Below are 17,688 nucleotides of genomic sequence, written 5' to 3'. Positions count from 1 at the left end.
TTTACAAAGCGCCCATTTCTGCGGTGATCAGGTCTTCAGCCGGTGGAATGTGCCCCTCGAACCAGTAGGCTGCTGCTGCGCGAGACATGGCGGCGCCGTCATGACCCACCCCCCCGACGTGGATCAACTTCCAATGGAAGGGAAATCCGAGGCGCTTGGCTTCCTGATAGGCGAAATCGTAGACGAACTGCGCGCGCGCATAGCGGTGCGGTCCCTGCCTCAAGGCCTCGACCTGCGCAGGGAGGTTCGGATCGTCGGTGCTGATATCCTGATCGCCCGCGAAGATATGCATTGGATAGGCGAACCAGCGCGCTAGACTGGCCTCGTCGAGACCGAGCTTGCCAAGCCCTTCAGGGAAGTCGCGTTCCAGTGTCGGCAAGCTGTACCAGCCGGGATTGCCAGCGATGACGGCCTCGAAAGATCCGTGATCCTGGGTTGCAAGCATCCGGTGCGCGAACTGTCCACCGGCCGAATGACCGAAGAGTCTCGCTTTCGGGCGACACATCACACCCCCCTTCTGCAAGGCGGTGAGGACGCGAGCCGGGATGGCATAGAGCCATGTCTCGAAAGGGCGCACGCCTCCGCCATCTCCGATGACCAAGCCGTTGTTGTATGACTCGGGGCCGGGAAAGCGTGCATCCGAAAAGGTCGGCGCCGCGATCAGGATGCGGTGCTTGTCCGCTGCGGGAATCCAGAAATCCCGATACTCATCGCCGTTTCGAAGCATGCCGTGCTGGACGATGACGACCGGATCTTCGGGGCCATGATTGACCGGGCGATAGAAATTTACTTCGATCGGCCTGTCCGGGTGGTGTGGGTCGATGAAGGGAAGCGTGCTGCGGCCGATCTCAGGGATAAGCGTGGTCGTTGTCATGTGTTGTCCGAATGATGCAGATGGCAGGCAGCGCTGCGTCCCGGAGCAATCTGTTTCAGGATCGGGCGGACTTCACGGCATTTCGCCATGGCATGCTCGCAGCGGGGGTGAAACGGGCAACCGCCGGGCGGTGCCAGAGGGGAAGGCAGTTCGCCCTTGAGCGGCTGGAACGCACGCTTGCGCCGCGCCGTCGAGGGGCTCGCCGCAATGAGCGCCGCGCTGTAGGGGTGAGCCGGCGTGGAGAAGATGGCAGAGGCCGACCCGACTTCGACAATGCGTCCGAGATACATAATCGCGACACGATCGCTGATGTGACGGACGACGCCGAGATCGTGACTGACAAACAGATAGGTCAGCCCATGCTTCTCGCGAATGTCCATGAACAGGTTGATGACCTGCGCCTGGATCGAGACATCGAGCGCCGAAACGGGTTCGTCGCAAACCAGGAACTCCGGCTTCACCGCGAGTGCGCGGGCAATGCCGATGCGCTGCCGTTGTCCCCCGGAGAACTGATGCGGGTAGCGATCGCGATAGGCGAGATCGAGGCCGACTTCGGTCAGGGACCTGTCGACTGCAGCATCGATCTCGCTCTTCGGCAGCAGGCCATGAACTCGCAGCGCCTCTCCGACAATCTTGCCCACCCGCATGCGCGGATTGAGCGAAGCATAAGGGTCTTGAAACACCATCTGGACTTTGAGCAGGTAATTCAGCCGCTCCTTGCCGTGAAGGTCGGCCACAGGCCGTCCCTCGTAAACCACGTTCCCGCCGCTGGGCTTGGTGATGCCTGTCGCAACCCGCGCAAGCGTGGACTTGCCGCAGCCGGATTCACCGACAAGGCCCAAGACCTCTCCCTTGTTCAGGCTGAGATCAACGCCGTCGACAGCCTTCAGCACGGGCGGCGGCGGAGCGTTGCCGGTCGCGGCCAGGATGCGCTGGGCGATGGTCGGCTTGCCGCGGAAGTGCTTCTTGACGTCACGCAGCTCGAAGAAGGATCCGTTCATGAAGCGTGACTTTCGGACACGGGGTTATGACACCGATAGCTGTGCTCATGACTCGTGAGCTGCGGCAAGGGATCGACTTCGGCGCAGAGAGGCAGAGCGCGTTCGCACCGTGGACAAAACGGGCAGCCGCTGGGCCGCGCATTGATGCTGGGGGCCGTTCCGCTGATCTGCTTCAGCCGCTCTCCAGGGGCGACCGTCGCGGCCGATGAACCGAGCAGGCCGAGCGTGTAAGGATGGCGGGGGCGGTCGAGAACGTCGTCGACCGTTCCTGCTTCGACAATCCGACCGGCATACATGACGGCAACCCGGTCGGCGAGTTCTGCCACGACGGCGAGATCGTGGGTAATCCAAAGAACCGCTGTGCCGGTCTCCCGGCTGAGTTTTTGGACCTCGAACAGGATCTGGCTCTGGATCGTGACGTCGAGCGCCGTCGTCGGCTCGTCGGCAATGATCAGATCGGGTTCGTTCAGGAGCGCGGTCGCAATCGCCACACGTTGGCGCATGCCGCCCGAGAACTCGTGTGGATACTGCCTCAGGCGTGCATCTGGAGAGGAAATGCCAACTCGCGACAAGGCAAGTGAAGATTTCTTCAGGGCCTCCTGCCTGCTGCAGGAACGGTGCTCCAGGATCGCCTCGCACATCTGCTCGCCAATAGTGAGAACGGGATTGAGTGTCATCAGCGGATCCTGAAAGATCATCGCGATGCGGTCGCCCCTCAGATCGCGCAGGCGCTCCTCAGAGGCTCTGCGCAGATCCTCTCCCTTGAACAGCACGTCTCCGGCAACGATCTCGCCCGGAGCGTCGATCAACTGCACCAGAGAAAATCCGGTCACCGATTTGCCGGATCCGGACTCACCGACGAGACCCACGATCTCGCCTGGCTGCACGACAATATCAACTCCATCGACAGCGGGCCACGCGCCCGCGAGATCGTGAAACACGGTCTTCAATCCGCGAACTTCGAGCAGCGGCGACGTCATGGGCCTCTCACGTTGAAGCTGCGGCGCAGGCGCTCACCCACGAGGTTGAGCGACATGATCAGTAAGACGAGGGCGATCCCGGGGAAGGCTGCGATCCAATACTCTCCGGAGAGCAGGAACTCGAACCCGTTTGCGATCAGGAGGCCGAGGGAGGGCTGCGTCACCGGAACTCCGACCCCAAGGAAGGAAAGGGTGGCTTCCAGGGTGATCGCGCCCGCGATGCTGATGGTCGATACGACCAGCACGGAGCCGATGGAGTTTGGCAGCAGATGCGCCAGCATGATATGCCGCGTCGGCAGACCGAAGTTGACAGCGGCCTCGATGTATTCCTTGCGCCGTTCGACGAGTGCTGCGGCACGCATCAATCGCGCGTACTGAGCCCATTGCACCAGGATGATCGCGACAATCACTTTGTCGATGCCTCGGCCGATCGAGGCGAGCAGCACCAGGGCGATCAGGATCGACGGGAAGCCGAGCATGAAATCGACGACGCGCATGATTGCCGCATCGACGGCTCCGCCAAATTGCGCAGCAACGAGACCTGCGAAGACGCCGATGAGGAGTGCGCCTACGGTAGATGTCAGGCCGACCAGAAGACTGGTTCTCAGTCCATACAGGATAGCGCTGAGCATGTCGCGCCCCTGCGCGTCGGTACCGAGCCAGTAGGTGATACCGGTCATTCCCTGGGATCCAGGCTCCAGCCGATTGTCCATCACGCTCAAGGACCCGAGGTCATGCGGGTTTTGAGGCGCGATAAAGGGGGCAAGGAGTGCGAGGAGCAGGAGGATGGCCAGCAATATCATTGCGCCGCGTGTCGTAGGGCGGCTCCTGATCCGGCGCAGGACTTGTCTGCGCAGCGGCGTGTCGGCGTCGGCCCCCACGGTTGCTGGCATCGCCTTCAACGAGTTCATGCCATTTCTCCCGTCAGCTTCACGCGCGGATCGAGCGCCGCGTAGAGAATGTCGACGAGGAAATTCACGGCGACGAAGAGCAGGGTTGCGAGCATGACATAGGCGACCACGACAGGGCGGTCGAGATTGTAGATGCTGTCGATGAGGAGCTTGCCCATGCCTGGCCAAGCGAACACGGTCTCAGTGATTGTCGAGAAGGCGACGAGGCTCCCGAATTCCATGCCGGCCACCGTCACGACCGGGATCAGGATGTTGCGCAGCACATGCCGCCCAACGATGCGTTTGCTGCGCAAGCCTTTGGCGCGGGCGTATTTGACATAGTCCTGCGTCATCGCTTCCGTCGTTCCTGCCGCGACCAGACGAATCATCAGCGCCATGTTCGGAATGGCGAGGTTGAGGGCCGGCAGGGTGAGGTGCTTCAGCCCGTTGAGCGTCAACAGGCTCGTCTCAAGGCCGAGGACGGAAACCGTCTCGCCGCGCCCTGCTGTCGGCAGCCAGCCGAGAAAGACGCTGAAGAGAAGGATGAGCATCATCCCCTTCCAGAAACTCGGAAGGGAAAAGCCAAGGATCGTTCCTGCCATGATTGCGCGGCTCGGTCGGCTCTCCGGGTTGAGACCGGCTAGGAGACCGAGCGGAATGCCGACGACAGCGGCAAGGCTCATGGCCAGAAGGACGAGTTCGAAGGTTGCAGGCAATCGGGCCAGGATCAGATCGACGGCCGGAACACCGTGGACGAAGGAGCGCCCGAGATCGCCTTTCAGGGCATTGCCCAGGAAGCCGAAATATTGCTGCCAGATGGGCAGGTCGAGCCCAAGGCGCCGGATCATCGCCGTGCGTTCGGCAGCGCTGACCTGTGGAGGAACCAGGAGTTCGATGGGGTCTCCGATGCCATAGACGGCAAGGAAAACCACGACAGAAACCGCGAGCAGAACCAGGACGCTCTGGATCAGACGCTGCAGGATGTAGGCCGTCATGTCGGGCGTTCCGATCTGCTCGCAGTTTCGTTCATTGCTTGCTTACTGCGCGGGCTTGACCTGCATGGCCATCGTGAACTGATCCGCGCGGCCGACATATTTCAGGTTCGCCTTGTAGGCCCACACGGTGCTTTCGAAATGCAGCGGAATAAACGCGCCACCTTCGATCGCCTTCGTTCCGGCCTGCTGGAGAATCTCCGCCCGCTTAGCATCGTCGAGGGTCACGATGGCGGTGCGGATCAGCTTGTCGAATTCCGGATCGCTATAGCCGCCGTAGTTCGAGCCGCCGATGGTCTTTGCCTCGTCTGGGGTTGCTGGCCACTGACGCAGGAAGGACGAGGCCTCGCCGCTCGTGGAGCCCCAGCCGCCGAGCGCCACACTGAATTCCTTCTTGGCGCGACGCGGGAAGTAGATGGCGCGGGCCATCGCATCCACCTCGGAGCGAATCCCGACTTGGGTCAGATACTGCGCAACGGCCTGCGTGATCTGGCTGTCGTTGATGTAGCGGTCGTTGGTTGTCGAGAGCGTGATCTGGAAACCGTTCGGATAGCCCGCCTCGGCCAGGAGCTTTTTCGCCGCGGCCGGATCGTAGGCAAGCTTCGGCGGATCAGTCAACGCGCCGAACATGCCGTTGGGCAGGAACTGATAGGCAGGCTCGGCAGCCCCATCCATGATGCGCTTGATGATGGCGTCGCGGTCGATGGCGAGCGACATTGCCTTGCGCACGCGCGGATCCTTCAGCGGGTTCTTGCCGTTCTCCGCCTTTACGAACGGGCTCGGTTCGCGCGCCACATCGAGCTGGAAGTAGATCACGCGGGTCGAGGGAGTGATCACGTGGCCGAAGCGCTTGTCGTCCTTGATGCGCGACACGTCGCGTGCAGCCGGGTTCTCGATTACGTCGTAATCGCCGGCGAGCAGACCTGCCAGGCGCGGCCCGGCATTGGGAACGGGCACGAAATTCACGCTGGCCCACGGCTCTGCCGGGCCCCAGTACTTTTCGTTGCGCTCGAGTTCAACGCCGGTTCCCTTCACATAGCTCTTGAACTTGTAAGGGCCCGTGCCGATGGTGAGCTTGCCATCGTTGAAGTCGCCGACGACCGGCCATGCTCCGGTCACGCCGCAATTCTTGGCCGGGTCGAAGGATAGCTTGTCATGGGGGACGATGGACGAACTCAGGATAGCAAGGCCTGACAGGAAGTTCGGCAGGAGGGGATCCGGGGCCTTCGTGGTGATGACGATCGTATGCGGATCGGGTGCCTCGACAGCCGTGAAGTTACCCGTGATGTCGGCAAACGAGCCTGCAATCGCAGTCTCGTTCTTCAAGGTCCGGCAGAAGCTGAAGATCACGTCGTCGGCGGAGAAAGGCTTGCCGTTGGAGAAGGTCACTCCCTGGCGAAGCTTGAAGGTCCAGCGATTTTTGCCGTCGTTCTCCCACGAGGTCGCAAGGCTGGGCATCACCTTCTGCTTCTCGTCCTGCTTGGTCAGGCCATCGAAGATATGCGCCACCAAAGCGTTGTTCGGCGTCAGATCGTGATAATGTGGGTCGATTGCGGTCGGCTCCGAGCTGAGCGCGATCTTGAGAGACTGGGCCCAGGCGGGAGCGCCGAGCAGGCATGTGCCGGCGACTAAAGCGAATAGAACAGGATTGCTCATCGAAGATCCCTATGGTTTCTTTGTTGCTGCTTTTTTGACAGTTTTATTTTCGCAAATTAGAAATCATGAAAATATTCTGACGTCAATCAGCAGGGAGCGTCCATGCCGCAAGTCCTGAAGCCGACGACCGATCTCGCCAACCGAATTGCGCAGGTTTATTCCTCGCTCAGCGGTGCCCATCGACGTGCGGCGGATTTCGTGCTGCAAAACCCACTCGATACGGCAACAATGACGATTGAAGGGTTCGCCGAGCGATGCGGCGCGTCCACCGCGACGGTCACCCGGTTCGTTCGCGCTCTTGGCTATGGCGGTTACGGCGAGTTCCGGACGGCGCTCTCCGCGGCGCTCCGGCTTGCCATGGCTCCCGTCGACAGCCTTGCCGATGCTCATAACACGAAAAGCTCCGCCTTCTCGACCGTCGTCATGGCCATCAAGGATCAGGCAGCCAATTTAGAAGAGACCCTTGCTGCTATCGACGAGAAGACCTGCTCTCAAGCGATGGAAGCCATGTTGCGCGCTCGCCGGATCTTTATCGTTGGATCCGGAGCAAGCCACCATGTGGCAGCTCACCTTGAAGAAGGGTTGACGCTCTATCTTGATGCGAACGTGATCTTTGCATCATCACGCGGTGGGCCTGAAAAAGCGATCCGACATATTATGAGTGTCGGGCCAGACGATCTTGTGCTGGCGATCTCTCTCCCACGCTATTCCCGCGGTACCGTCGATCTGGCAAAACTTGCCAAGAACCGCGGAGCAGCAGTGCTGGCATTGACGGACGCGCCGAGTTCGCCACTTGTGCCTATCGCCGATATAACCTTTTATGCCCCGGCAAGGAACCGGCTGTTGCCGAACTCGCCAACGGCAGCCTTCGCGCTCGCCGATGCTATCGTTGCTGCCGTAGCTCGAGAGCGGCCCGATGCGGTCGCGGCTTTGAAGGAACTCAGTGAAAGTCTTCTGTGGACTTTCTATCAGTGATCGAGGTGACTGCAGATTCATACCATTCGCTTCCCGGAATGGCAGGAACTGACACTTCCCGGAAGTAAGCCGAATGTCAGCTCTGGCAGGGAACAGCGGACGCTCCTGGAGGGGAGAAGGTCGTGAGTGCATGGCTGAAGGGCGACATCCTACTTCGATAGATCTCGCGTCGGCCTGAGTTCGAGCGCAATTCAAAGAGCGCTTCGGTGCATCGAGCCCCGTTTGGGCAGCCCTGCCGTTCACGAATTCATGTCCTGGGAAGGGAAAGCAAATCCTATCCAACCTAGGTCCTTAAAGGAGTGCGTGAACTGGTCGTCAAAATCTGTGGGTCATCGGGAGTACCGCCAGCAGCATAGTCCTATTGAACGTCACGATTTATATGGTTCTGTAGCGTAACAGGCAGCTGTCGGCGGACAGCTTTCCCTTGTTCTAGGATTTGCTTCCGATAGGCGCGGGTCATTGAAGTGATTATGATCACAGGAACCCAAGGGGTTTGCTGTGTACCGATCCGGGGACGGCGCCACTGCTTTTGACATTCACATCGATGCCGCTGACGCGTCGACGCGCGCGGTCGACTCAGATTCCGCGATTCCGTTTCCCGACAGAGATCTTCTGTTCAACGCAGGTTTCAGAAGATCCGGGGCCGATCTCCTGCTCACAGGATCCGAGACAAACGCTGTTGTCTTGGGATATTTCAAAGACGACCGGCGCCTTAGCCTTGTTACCCCTGAAGGCGCAAGCCTTACGGGCGCGACCATCGAGGCGTTGGCGGGCCCGGATGCTTCAGGGCAGTACGCGCAAACGGGTGCCGCGGCGGCGGCCCCGGTTTCGATTGGCCGCGTCGAAAAAGCGTCAGGCTCTGCGACTGTGCTGCGAAATGGCGTCTCGATCACACTTCGGCTTGGCGACCCAGTCGCAAAAGGCGATGTCGTGCAAACGGGTCCGAACTCCACTCTGACGATCAAGTTCAACGATGGAACAGTCTTCAGCCTGTCCTCCAGTGCCCGGATGGTGCTCAACGACATGGTCTATGCTGCGGACTCCAATGCAAATTCGGCGCTTCTCACGCTCGTTCAAGGCGTGATCGGGTTTGTAGCAGGACGCATTGCCAAGACCGGTGATCTCAAGATCGATACGCCTGTCGCCACGATGGCGATCAGAGGAACGGCCGTTCAGACGGAGATCGCGGCCGCCAGCGGAACGACGCGGTTCTCCCTGCTCACCGAGCCGGACGGAAGCGTCGGTTCTATCGTTCTGCTGGACAAGAACAATTCATCCCGCGTGATCGCATCGATGTCGGATGCCCGCGTCGCGACACTGCTGACACCGATGTCCGGATCCGAACCGCGGATCACACAAACAACCAAGACGAGCGACGACATCAGGGGCGAAAGCAATTTCGTGAGGGATCTGTATCAGTTCTTTTCCCCTGCGCCTCAGCAGAGGAGAGGCAGCAGCGATCCTGACGATGCTCCCATCGTCCCGGCGAACGTGCTCCAGCCTGTTGATCCACTCGATCCTTCAGAGTTTGCCATAGCGCTACCTTTCTTGAAGAGCGCCGTATCCCGCGGTGTGATCCTTCCATCCCCCATAGCAGCGCCTGCAGCGGTCCAAGGTGCTGCGGTGGAGGATGGACCGGTTGCACGGCTTGGCGCGCTGCCGGCTTCTGAACCCTCAGATTCAGGAATACCCCCGCGTGTGATCGTGCCTGAATCACTGCCTCCCGGCGTGACGTATCTCGCCAACGCGCAAAGTTTTCGCCTGGATCCGACGCATCCGGCTTACCAGCATCTAGGCGTGGGAGAAACAGAGACGGTCACGGTTGCTTATGATCTAATCTTCAACGGCGACACCTCTGTGCAGGCGTCGGTGACCTGGATTGTCGATGGCCGAAACGACGCGCCCGTTGCAAGAAATGATCGCATCGGCGCTGTAGAAGAGGTTGGGCGGACGGTCATCGCGGTGCTTGCGAATGATCGGGATATGGATGGCGACACCCTTCGGCCGATCCGCTGGACCACTCCATCCGACGGCTCCGTCAGTCTTGATGCAAGGGGCAATCTCGTCTTCGACCCTGGCACCGACTTTCAGGCTCTCAGTGCAGGTGAAACTGCAACGGTGAGGTTTGCCTATACCGTATCCGACGGCAACGGAGAAACCGATACGGCGGCCGTGACCCTGCAGGTCCGCGGAGCAGGGTCGTTCTCGTCTCCCCATCAGATCGTTAGAGACACTGAAGTTCTCGGGTTCAATCGCCAGCCCGTCTCTCTGTCGGTCGATGCGCCGACAGCCACGACAGCTGCAACGACTGATCTGAAACTGGTCATCGGCCTTGGCCCGGTCCCGCAGCCGCAGATGAACATTCTCTATCTGATCGACATCTCAGGCAGCACTTCGGACAGTTTCGCGGGAATGTCTGTCGGTGATCTCAACGGTGATGGTCGCGCAGACACTGTTCTCGATGCGGAGATCGCAGGTCTGATTGCACTGACGGAACAGGTGAGGAGCCTCGGTTTCTCCTCTGCAGACGTCACGGTGACAATCATACCGTTCAACGGAAGCGCCGATCCCACCGAGCCCAGGGGGCAGAACCAGAGCGGGGTGAATGCTGCGACCTTCAGCCTGGGACAGGCCGGAGATGGAGCCATCGCTACCTATCTCAGAAGCCTTGATGCAGACGGCGAGACGAACTTCGCCAGCGCCCTGCAGGCGGCCAATAGCCGCCTGCAGAGCCTCGATCAGGGAGGCGAGGAAAACTTCCTGTATTTCCTCTCCGACGGCAGGGGGCAGGGCCCCATCGAGGCCGAGATCGCGATCCTGAACGACCGCTACGGGGCGAGGATCACCGCTCTCGGTGTTGGTGAGAATGCAAACCTTTCGCAATTGAATGACATCGATAATACGGGTGGAGCCTCTCTGCTGACGTCACCGGAGCAAATCGATGTCTCCGTTCTTGGATTGCCTCTGAAAAGTGGGACGATCACCGATGTCGACGTGTTTGTGAACGGCAGGGAGATCCTCGAGATTGGACGAGAAGATCTCATTCTGACGCCGCAAGGGTGGATTCTGAGCGCATCCATTGACGGTTTGCGGCGGATTGCTGGCGATCAGAACGCCGTGTCGGCGACGGTCACGTTTGCCAGCGGTGAAGTGCTTGCGACCGAGCTATTCATCGCAGGCGCTCTGCCCCGATCCACGGATGGCATCCTGTGAGGAACATGCTTCGGTTGGTGCCACCTAGGCCGCTCGATGACCGTCTCAACCGGCGGAACACGCGTTCACAACCCGACCATTGTCGGCCCGAGTCCCTGTTCTCGCGGAACGGCAGTCATGGCGTCCATTCTGAATAGGACGCGACGCTTCGGGACCGGCCGGATCGTCGGCCTCCTGCTTCTCGTGAGCCTGCTGGCGCTCCGGATCCTGGATCCGGGACCCGTTGAGGCTGTGCGTCTGAAGTCGCTGGATATCTATCAGCTCATCTATCCTCGTGCCGAGCGTCAGGGCCTCGTGGCCATCGTGGATATCGACGAGCAGAGTCTGCGGGCTCTGGGGCAATGGCCATGGCCACGCACAATCATGGCTGAGATGGTTGCAAAGATCGTCGAAGGAGGTGGAACGGTCATCGGGTTCGATGTGCTCTTTCCGGAGCCCGATCGCAGCTCGCCTGAGGTCGCGGCCGAAACCTTTCAGAATTTGGATGACGCTACACGCGAGAAGCTCCGGCATCTGCCCAGCAACGACACCATCTTTGCCGATGCCATTCGAGCGTCCACGGTAGTGCTCGGACGCTCAGGATATCGCGTCTCAGGGACTATTCCTACCGACCAAGTAGGGATCCAGACTGGAATCGCGACTCTCGGGCCCGACCCGCGTCTTTTCTTGGTCGAATTCCCGCACCTGCTACGGAACCTGCCTGTTCTCGACGAAGCCGCTCGAGGACATGGCATGTTCTCGGTTGCTCCCGACCGGGACGGCGTCGTTCGCCGTGTCCCGGTCGTCGCATTGGCCGACGGGACCATCGTTCCTTCTCTCTCCCTGGAGATGCTGAGGGTCGCCACCGGATCGGACGCGATTCTCGTCAAGACGGATCCGAGTGGCGTTCGGAGCGTCGGGGCGGGGGCTTTCGAGATTCCCACGGATGGCAAAGGCCGGGTCTGGCTTCACTACTCTCCTCCCAGCCTAGGCAGATATATCCCTGCGGTCGACCTTCTGCGCGACCGAATGCCCGCCGGTGCCCTGGCGGGAAAAATGGTGCTTATCGGAACCTCCGCCGCCGGACTTCTCGATCTCAAGGTCACCCCGGTGCATCCGGCGCTGCCAGGGGTGGAATTGCATGCCCAGCTCCTGGAGAGTGCTCTCACAGGATCGACCCTGAGCAGGCCGAGCTACACAGCCTTCATCGAACTTGCGCTCACAGCGCTAATGAGCGTTCTGCTGATCGTCCAAGCTCCCAGGGTGAATGCCGGAACTCTCTTCGCCCTCGGAGGCGCTACTGCTGTGGTGACATTGGCGGTGTCGTGGTACTGCTTCACGGGACTCGATCTTCTTATCGACTACACCTTCCCCTTGCTCTCGAGCTTCCTGGTCTACGCCGTTCTCGTTTGCACCAACTATGTGACCGTTTCCGCAGATCGCTACCGGATCAGATCGGCCTTCAGCCAGTATCTCTCTCCAGATCTGGTCGAGCAGCTGGCACAATCGCCGGAGAAGTTGACCCTCGGCGGAGAACAGCGCGAGCTCACCGTCCTCTTCTCGGACGTGCGTGGCTTCACGGCGATTTCCGAGCTCTACAAGGATGATCCGCAGGGGCTGACGGCGCTCATCAATCGGCTCTTCACCCCGCTGACACAGGACATCATGAAGCGTCGTGGGACGATCGATAAATACATGGGCGACGCGATCATGGCCTTCTGGAACGCTCCGCTCACGGATCCCAACCACGAGGTGAACGCATGTGAGGCAGCATTAGCAATGCTGCACAGCCTTAGGGTACTCAATGAGCAGCAGCAGAAGGATGTTGACGGCGATCAGGCAATGCCGCCGCTCAGAATCGGAATAGGCTTGAACACCGGCCTCTGTGTTGTCGGCAACTTCGGCTCCGATCTTCACTTCAACTATTCGGTCTTGGGCGATACGGTCAATCTGGCGTCCCGTTTCGAGGGGCTGACCAAGCAGTACGGCATTCCCATTCTTATCGGTGAAAAAACCGCCCAGGCTGTCCGCGCTCGCTTCGCCGTGCTCGAAGTCGATCATCTGCAGGTGAGGGGAAAGAATGAACTAGAGCGGATCTTCACGATCCTGGGTCATGCCGATGTCGCTAGAAGCTCTGACTTCGTGGAGTTGGTCAAACGAAACGACGCCATGCTCGCTGCCTATCGTCGCTGCGACTGGCCGCAAGCTCTTGAGGCAATTCTCCTTTGCCGGGAACTCGGCAAAAAATTCGCCTTGGATGATTACTATGAGCTTTACATCCAGCAGATCCGATACCGCGCTGACGCCTCGATATCATCGAGATGAAGTGGCTGTGGCTTCGTCATCGCTGCAGACAGCATGGTCGATGAAACGGCACTCATGCATCACCGCTATGCTGCCGATTAATGTGCTGGATTACCAAACGCATGAACGTCGCAGTTTGGCACATTTCAGACTAGGCCGACGTCTGCTCTCAAGCTGAAGGCGGGCATTTGTCAAATTCGTGATGGGCGCCTGCCTGCGGCCCAAGCGGGCTGAGCGGATTTTTAGACGGTGAACCAAGGCAGTGTCGGAGCCGTAAAAGCCTTCTCTGGTGCCCAGAAAATGGCTCCCGCTGAATTGCCACAACGAATCCAGCGCTTAAAGGTAGAGGCCAACAGAGGAAAATACCAATTATATCAGGTGCTTAGATAATGGCGGAGGGAGCGGGATTCGAACCCGCGATACGGTTTCCCGTATACACACTTTCCAGGCGTGCGCCTTCAACCACTCGGCCACCCCTCCAGCATGAGCTTATGCAGCCCATGAACCCTTGCTCGCCAGTCCGGCAGGCTGTCAGGTTCTCCGCTTCCATCTGCGGAGCGCCCGTGTATCGCCAAATCGGGGCAAAAGGCAAGACCGAACTTGTGACAAATCATCCTGAATCGCCTTTGCGATCGCGACAAAAAAGACTAGATAATTCCCCCTCTGTTTGGAGAGGTACCCTCCCTTGAAGTTCTTAGCGCGTAGCCTTGGCCTCCTGCTGATCGCAGCGGGGTTCGTTGGGTTGGTCATTGATGGCACACGGTCCATCGTCAACAATGCTGTATCGTTCGCTCCCATCGGAAAAGTGGCTGGCGTGATCTTCCCCGGAAGTGCGCTCGGTGTGGATGGAGGAATCGCCCAACGCAGCTACCCATGGCTGTGGGAGCCGATTGCCACCTATGGCCTTCAACTGCCTGCCTCTCTGACCGGCTTCATCATCGGGGCCTTCCTGCTGTGGCTCGGGCAGAAGCCCCTGGAGCCCATCGGCTATCTGGCCGAACGCTGAGGGCTTCACGGCAAGGTGACGCGATCAGCCCCTCCCACCGGGGCAGGGCAATGATTACATAGTCGGGGTCACGCGAGGGATCCCCTATGTTCAGCTTCCGCAAACGCACCGACCTGCCAAACGCCGCCGAGGCTCTGCCGGGCCGGTCCAGCCCCATCCCCACCGCTGAGCGGCATTTCATCAACGGCCGCCCTCTGCTGCCGCCCTATCCGGACGGTATGGAGAGAGCCGTGTTCGGTTTGGGCTGCTTCTGGGGCGCCGAGCGCAAGTTCTGGCAGATGGGTGACGGAATCTGGATCACCGCTGCGGGATACCTGGCCGGCACCACGCCGAACCCCACCTACGAGGAGGTCTGCTCGGGCCTCACCGGGCACAATGAGGTGGTTCTGGTGGTCTTCGACCCCAAGGTCATCTCCTACGATGCCCTGCTGAAGACCTTCTGGGAGAACCACGATCCGACCCAGGGCATGCGCCAGGGCAACGATGTCGGCACCCAGTATCGCTCCGGGATCTATGTGGTCACCGAGGATCAGCGCAGGGCCGCCGAGGCCTCCAAGGCAGCTTACGCCCGGGCGCTGGCTGCCAAGGGTTACGGGCAGGTTACAACCGAGATCCTGGAGGCGGGGCCGTTCTACTTCGCCGAGGACTATCACCAGCAATACCTGGCCAAGAACCCGAATGGTTATTGCGGCCTCGGCGGAACCGGCGTGTCCTGCCCTATCGGCGTGGGGGTCGCGGCCGAATAAGCCAACCCTTCCATTGTCAAGCTTCAAGAGAGCGGCTCGTTTCCGGCTAGCGCATCGTGCGGACCCAGCGGGCCGCGCGAGCGAAAAGTGGCCTCGGTTTTCCGCACGATGCGCCGCATAAAGGATGAAGCATCTAGTGGAGCCCAAAAGTGCAAATCCACTTTTGGGTTCGATGCTTTGGCGAGCCGCTCTTTTTGTACTTAAGGCCCGTCAGGCGCGTCGAGAACGCCTCGGCACTCGTTGGGCAGCTGCGCCATGGTCAGGGGCGGACGGGGCTTCCCAGGCTTCGGGTTGAGCATCTGGGGCGTGAACCAGCCCGCGAGCTCCGCCCCGCAGCCGTCGCCTCCGGGCGGTGGGTCCTGATCCGAGCATCCCGCGCTACCGGCCGGACAGGCGAGGCGGATATGGAAATGATAGTTGTGCCCCCACATCGGCCGCACCTTGGTCAGCCAGCCCCGGTCTGAGCCCGCCTCGCGGCAGAGCGCCTTCTTGATGGCGGGATTCACGAAGATCCGGGCGACGCTCCGTTCCTGCGCGGCGGCGCGGACGAGAGCCGTGTGCTCGGATGTCCAGCGGTTCGGATCCACATCGAGCCAGTCGTCCCGCACCATGTTGGTGGCCGACATCTCCTCCCGCTCGGCCCGTGACAGGCGGCGGTTGGGCATGGGGGTGAGCCATATATCCGCATCGAGGCCGATCTGGTGCGAGGCGTGGCCCGTGATCATGGGGCCGCCGCGTGGCTGGGAGATGTCGCCGACGAGAAGCCCCGGCCATCCATTGACGAAGGGAAGCCGCGTGGCAAACCTCTGCAGGAAGTCGATCAACTGCGGGTGGCCCCAGTTGCGGTTGCGGGACAGGCGCATGACCTGCCAGTTCTCGCCATCCACCGGAATGGCCGCAGCACCCGCGACGCAGCCGCGGGCATAGCCGCCGATGGAGCGCGCCCGCAGGTCGGCGGGCGTGGTGCGCCGGCCGAAAAGCTCTTTCGCGGCCAGCTTCGGATCGTCCGGATTGGCAAGCGGGGCTAAGGGCTTCGGGTTCAGGGTTCCCTTGTCCTGCGCGGCGGCGGAGCCGCCGATGACGAGAGCAAGCGCGATGGCGGAGAAGCGAATCGGGTTCATGCGGGAAGGCTAACCCGCATCTCGTCGCTTCGGAACGTGCCCCCGGCGGCCATCTTGTCGCTCTTCAAGAAGAAGGGCCGGATGTGAGGTCCGGCCCTTCGAAGCATCGGACCCGAAAGCGGACTTGCACCGTTGGGATCCAGCTGATGCTCCAATATCGTCAGTGCCGTGGCTGCGGTCGGCCCTCGTAAGGACCGCGCTGGCTCACATGGCCCGGGCCAAGGGTGCGCTTGTCATGGCCGTTGCCGGTGCGGCGCATGGTAGGCTGATAGCGCGGCGTCGGGCGCTTGGTCCGACGTACGCGCCGTCCTCCTCCCAGCGGCGGCACGAACAGCGCCGCGATGCCGGCCGCGACACCGGCCAGAACGGCTGCCGTGACGAGCGGATGAAGCTGCGCCTCGAGCAGGAGGCTGGTCTTGCGCGGCTCGCCGGGCAGGGACGAGTACATGTCGCCGTCATCCCGTGCCTGATAGAGGTTGTCGCGCATGCCGGGACGCTCCGGCTGATCCGTCGTCTGCGATCCGTAGCCTGTCCACTCCATCGCCTTGTCCACCAAGCGCGGGGCAACCTTGCCCATGGCGCCGATGACCCAGCCGCCGAAGCCAACGGTGATCTCACGCCGCTGATGCTCGGCCGCGAACATGATCGCCTTGCCCACAAGATGCGGATCGTAGGCCGGCGGAGGAACGGCGTTGTTGTGATCGAGATAGTTGCGGGCGTGCTCCACATAAGGCGTGTCGATGGAGGAGGGCTTGATCAGCGTCACGGCGATCGGAGCGCCCTGGTTCTCCAGCTCCATGCGCAGGCCATCGGTGAAGGCCTTCACGGCATGCTTGGAGGCGGAATACTGGGTCTGCAGGATCATGGTCCGCTCGGACAGGACGCTGCCCACATTGATGATGGTGCCGCCGCGCCGGCGCATGTGGTCGGCTGCGATCATGGAGCCGTTAACGACGCCCCAGTAATTCACGTCGAAGAGCTGGCGCTGGTCCTCCATGGGGATCTCGTTGAGGTTGCCATACAAAGCAACGGCCGCATCGTTCACCCAGGTGTCGAAGCCGCCGAAGGTATCGATGGCCGTGCGCGCCACGCGCTCCAGATCCTCCCGTTTGCTGACGTCCGCCGCCACCGCGACGGCTCGGGTGCCGCCATGACTGAGCTCATCGGCGATCTTGCGCAGGGCCTCCTCGTTTCGAGCAACGAGGACGAGGCCTCGGGTACCCCGCTCGGCGAACAGGTGCGCTGTTGCAAGTCCGATGCCGCTGGATGCGCCGGTGATCACGACCACCTGCTCCTCGACCGGCTTCTGGCGAACCGCCATGGCAATCTCCCTCATATCTTTCATTTCGGAAACGTTGATCAACGTGAGGGCAGTGAGGGGGTTCCTAAGGCAGCGCTTCAGCTAAGAGCAAAGCCTTGGAAAGCTTGGAGAAGCGCGGCACGGAACCTGCTTTTCAACCCGAGCGTTGCCTTAGGATCTCACAGACGAAGGAGCGAGATGATGGAGACGACGGCACAGAGTGGCGACGTTCGCGAAACCCATAGCCTGATCGCCAGCGACAAGGTTGAGGGAACGCCCGTCCGCCGCTCGGACGGTGAGAAGATCGGGACGATCGAGCGCGTGATGATCGAGAAGCGGTCCGGCAAGGTGGCCTATGCGGTCATGAGCTTCGGCGGCTTCATGGGTCTCGGCGAGGAATACTACACGCTTCCCTGGGGCGTCCTGAAGTACAACACGGAACTCGACGCCTACGAGCTGAACCTCAACGAGGATCAGCTGCGCGGCGCTCCCCGGCGCAGTGCGGAAGGGCACGATGCTTCCTATGACCGGGAATGGGAGGAGCACGTCCATCGCTACTACAATGCCACCCCCTATTGGGGCGCCAGCGATCCGATGAGCTCGGGCCGGTAAACCGGAATCCAGCACCCAAAAAGAAATCGCCCGGTTTTC

14 protein-coding genes and 1 tRNA gene are annotated in these 17,688 nt (G+C 60.9%); 6 read left to right on the top strand and 9 right to left on the bottom strand.

The annotated features are described in order from the left end of the window. Position 1 precedes the first annotated feature (1 nt). From JKL45_RS14015 to JKL45_RS13990, 6 genes are read right to left on the bottom strand one after another with little or no spacing between them, the layout of a single operon-like run. The gene (locus JKL45_RS14015; RefSeq protein WP_201861828.1) at positions 2–874 is read right to left on the bottom strand and encodes an alpha/beta hydrolase; all 873 of its coding nucleotides are present in this window, start codon (positions 872–874) and stop codon (positions 2–4) included. Beyond that, on the bottom strand, positions 871–1,875 hold the full coding sequence (locus tag JKL45_RS14010; protein WP_201861825.1) for an ABC transporter ATP-binding protein: 1,005 nt from the start codon (positions 1,873–1,875) through the stop codon (positions 871–873). The genes JKL45_RS14015 and JKL45_RS14010 overlap by 4 nt, the downstream gene beginning before the upstream one ends. Next, the gene (locus JKL45_RS14005; protein ID WP_201861823.1) at positions 1,872–2,855 is read right to left on the bottom strand and encodes an ABC transporter ATP-binding protein; all 984 of its coding nucleotides are present in this window, start codon (positions 2,853–2,855) and stop codon (positions 1,872–1,874) included. Before JKL45_RS14005 ends, JKL45_RS14010 begins: the two co-directional genes overlap by 4 nt. Beyond that, positions 2,852–3,766: an ABC transporter permease gene (locus tag JKL45_RS14000; RefSeq protein WP_246498538.1), complete on the bottom strand. Its 915-nt coding sequence runs from the start codon at positions 3,764–3,766 to the stop codon at positions 2,852–2,854. The genes JKL45_RS14005 and JKL45_RS14000 overlap by 4 nt, the downstream gene beginning before the upstream one ends. Continuing rightward, positions 3,763–4,740 (bottom strand): ABC transporter permease, encoded by a 978-nt coding sequence (locus JKL45_RS13995; RefSeq protein ID WP_201861822.1) that lies wholly within the window; start codon positions 4,738–4,740, stop codon positions 3,763–3,765. Before JKL45_RS13995 ends, JKL45_RS14000 begins: the two co-directional genes overlap by 4 nt. Positions 4,741–4,782: 42 nt before the next feature. Then, the gene (locus tag JKL45_RS13990; RefSeq protein ID WP_201861821.1) at positions 4,783–6,393 is read right to left on the bottom strand and encodes an ABC transporter substrate-binding protein; all 1,611 of its coding nucleotides are present in this window, start codon (positions 6,391–6,393) and stop codon (positions 4,783–4,785) included. Between the two features lie 102 nt (positions 6,394–6,495). Between JKL45_RS13990 and JKL45_RS13985 the strand changes: the two genes are divergently transcribed. The 3 genes from JKL45_RS13985 to JKL45_RS13975 all read left to right on the top strand — a co-directional run bounded on the left by JKL45_RS13985 (position 6,496) and on the right by JKL45_RS13975 (position 12,885). Continuing rightward, positions 6,496–7,368 carry a MurR/RpiR family transcriptional regulator gene (locus JKL45_RS13985; protein ID WP_201861819.1) on the top strand — a complete coding sequence of 291 codons (873 nt, stop codon included), beginning with the start codon at positions 6,496–6,498 and terminating at the stop codon, positions 7,366–7,368. A gap of 684 nt (positions 7,369–8,052) precedes the next feature. After that, complete coding sequence (locus tag JKL45_RS13980) at positions 8,053–10,581, top strand: Ig-like domain-containing protein (RefSeq protein WP_201861817.1); 2,529 nt, start codon at positions 8,053–8,055, stop codon at positions 10,579–10,581. A gap of 117 nt (positions 10,582–10,698) precedes the next feature. Beyond that, positions 10,699–12,885: a CHASE2 domain-containing protein gene (locus JKL45_RS13975; RefSeq protein WP_201861816.1), complete on the top strand. Its 2,187-nt coding sequence runs from the start codon at positions 10,699–10,701 to the stop codon at positions 12,883–12,885. 369 nt (positions 12,886–13,254) lie between these two features. Here the strand turns inward: JKL45_RS13975 and JKL45_RS13970 are convergent. Further along, positions 13,255–13,344, bottom strand: a tRNA-Ser gene (locus tag JKL45_RS13970). Positions 13,345–13,549: 205 nt separating this feature from the next. On the opposite strand from JKL45_RS13970, the gene JKL45_RS13965 reads away from it, so the two are divergent. Further along, positions 13,550–13,870: a PetM family of cytochrome b6f complex subunit 7 gene (locus JKL45_RS13965; RefSeq protein ID WP_201861815.1), complete on the top strand. Its 321-nt coding sequence runs from the start codon at positions 13,550–13,552 to the stop codon at positions 13,868–13,870. A gap of 86 nt (positions 13,871–13,956) precedes the next feature. Further along, positions 13,957–14,616, top strand: a complete 660-nt coding sequence (gene msrA, locus JKL45_RS13960; protein WP_201861814.1) for a peptide-methionine (S)-S-oxide reductase MsrA — start codon at positions 13,957–13,959, stop codon at positions 14,614–14,616. 200 nt (positions 14,617–14,816) lie between these two features. Here msrA and mepA read toward each other — a convergent pair whose 3' ends face one another. After that, complete coding sequence (gene mepA / locus JKL45_RS13955; protein WP_201861813.1) at positions 14,817–15,737, bottom strand: penicillin-insensitive murein endopeptidase; 921 nt, start codon at positions 15,735–15,737, stop codon at positions 14,817–14,819. Positions 15,738–15,897: 160 nt separating this feature from the next. Then, positions 15,898–17,058: an SDR family oxidoreductase gene (locus JKL45_RS13950; protein WP_201861807.1), complete on the bottom strand. Its 1,161-nt coding sequence runs from the start codon at positions 17,056–17,058 to the stop codon at positions 15,898–15,900. A 180-nt stretch (positions 17,059–17,238) separates the two neighbouring features. Between JKL45_RS13950 and JKL45_RS13945 the strand changes: the two genes are divergently transcribed. Next, positions 17,239–17,649, top strand: coding sequence for a PRC-barrel domain-containing protein (locus JKL45_RS13945; RefSeq protein ID WP_201861918.1), 411 nt, complete (start codon positions 17,239–17,241; stop codon positions 17,647–17,649). The last annotated feature ends 39 nt before the right edge of the window (positions 17,650–17,688 follow it).

Source organism: Microvirga soli, from assembly GCF_016734765.1.
GTDB classification, from domain to species: domain Bacteria; phylum Pseudomonadota; class Alphaproteobacteria; order Rhizobiales; family Beijerinckiaceae; genus Microvirga; species Microvirga soli.
Note: the sequence above shows the minus strand (reverse complement) of the source record. Positions and strands in the feature narration are given on the sequence as shown.